The sequence below is a fragment of the bacterium genome (assembly GCA_024226335.1).
Classification (GTDB): Bacteria; Myxococcota_A; UBA9160; order SZUA-336; family SZUA-336; genus JAAELY01.
Genome location: JAAELY010000064.1, coordinates 1 through 1,623 on the forward strand (window position 1 = coordinate 1; position 1,623 = coordinate 1,623).

Annotated in this window: 3 protein-coding genes; all 3 read left to right on the forward strand. The window is 63.3% G+C overall.

Annotated elements, in window-relative coordinates; all coding sequences use genetic code 11:
• Positions 1 to 32: 32 nt before the first annotated feature.
• Genes GY725_03075 through GY725_03085 form a run of 3 tightly spaced genes read left to right on the forward strand, consistent with a single transcriptional unit; the run spans position 33 to position 1,575 of the window.
• Complete coding sequence (locus GY725_03075; GenBank protein ID MCP4003158.1) at positions 33 to 1,040, forward strand: hypothetical protein; 1,008 nt, start codon at positions 33 to 35, stop codon at positions 1,038 to 1,040.
• The gene (locus GY725_03080; GenBank protein ID MCP4003159.1) at positions 1,037 to 1,414 is read left to right on the forward strand and encodes a hypothetical protein; all 378 of its coding nucleotides are present in this window, start codon (positions 1,037 to 1,039) and stop codon (positions 1,412 to 1,414) included. Before GY725_03075 ends, GY725_03080 begins: the two co-directional genes overlap by 4 nt.
• Positions 1,411 to 1,575 (forward strand): hypothetical protein, encoded by a 165-nt coding sequence (locus tag GY725_03085; protein ID MCP4003160.1) that lies wholly within the window; start codon positions 1,411 to 1,413, stop codon positions 1,573 to 1,575. The genes GY725_03080 and GY725_03085 overlap by 4 nt, the downstream gene beginning before the upstream one ends.
• The last annotated feature ends 48 nt before the right edge of the window (positions 1,576 to 1,623 follow it).

Below are 1,623 nucleotides of genomic sequence, written 5' to 3' on the forward strand. Positions count from 1 at the left end.
GGTACGACACTGTCCCCGAGGGCGGCCGCATCGTGATAAATAAGACCGAGGCGGAGCAGGTCAAATCGATCTTCCAGCTCTACGTCGAGACGCCGTCCCTGGTCCAAGTCTCCCAGGAACTGAACCGTCGCGGGTGGAGAACGAAGGCGTGGACTGCGAAAACGAAGCGACCGTGCGGTGGAAAGAAATGGAACAACGCCAGCGTTCGGAACCTGCTTCGGAATCCTCTCTACATCGGCAGGCAGAAGCTCGGCGACGATACTTTCAAAGGCGATCACGATCCGATCGTCACGAAGAAGCTATTCGATCAGGTTCAGCGCCTGCTCTCAGAGAATCGAACAAGCGGCGGTGCTGGAGCCCGGAATCGGCACGGCTTCCTCTTGCGTGGCCTGCTCCGCTGCTCCGCGTGCGACGCCGCGATGGTCCCCACCCCGACGACCAAGGGCGCTCGGCTCTATCGGTACTACACCTGCCGGGCCGCGCAGAAGAACGGACACGCGACGTGCCCCACCAAGTCGATGAACGCCGACAAGGTCGAAGCCTTCGTCGTCGACCAGATCCGCCGCATCGGTGCCGACCCTGCGCTCCAGGAGCAGACGTTCCGGCAGGCTGTAGCCGAGGTGAAGGCGAAGGCCAGGGGGCTGAGACTCGAGGCGAGACGGCTCAAGAACGATCTCGGTCCGGCGAAGGCTGATGTCGAGCGCCTGGTCGCCGCCGTCTCTCGGGTCGACGGACCGGCTGCCGATGCAGTCGCGGAGAAACTGACTACCGCCCAGGAACGACTCGCCCAGATCAAGGCGAGGCAGGCGGAGATCAAGACCGAGCTGGCCGACCTCAAGGCGCAGAGTATCGATCGCGACGACCTGGCTCAGGCGCTGGAAGCGTTCGACCCGATCTGGGATGTGCTGCTGACGCCCGAGCGCGAGCGGGTATTGCAACTTCTAATCGAGGCCATCGAGTACGACGGCGGAACCGGCAATCTCCAGATCACCTGGCGGCTCGCGGGATTCGGCGCGTTCTCCGCCGAGGTTTCGCCGTGAAGGCCGCTGTCGCAAAGACCGTCCATAGGGTCGACTTCGGGAACAAGCCCGCACCACGGCGCGACAGTGCGCCCGCAGGCCGCATTCCTCGCGTGGCGCGAATGCTGGCTCTGGCCCACAAGATCGACGAAAAGATCCGCGCTGGAGAGTTTCGCGACCTGGCCGAAGCCGCCCGTTCCATCGGCGTCACTCGTGCCCGAATGACGCAGATCACGAATCTACTACTGCTCGCACCCGAGATTCAGACCGCGATCCTCGGGTTGCCGCTGGTTACAACTGGCCGCGATTCGATCAGCGAGCGTCAACTACGACCCATCGTGGCCGAGCCCGAATGGCAACGACAGATCGAACTCTGGAACGAGGTGAGACCGTGAGCGACTTCTATCGCACCCGAATGGGGCACACGTACTACAACCAGACGCTGCCGGAGATCGCTCGGCAACTCGTCCGGCTGAACGACCTGCTCGAACGCCTCGTCAATGCAACGGAGAACCGCGATGCCAAGACTCAGCCCGACGACGCTGACGACCGCTGAGCAGAAGGCGATCCTGGCGGCCACGAAGGGCAACCTGCGCGACCACAC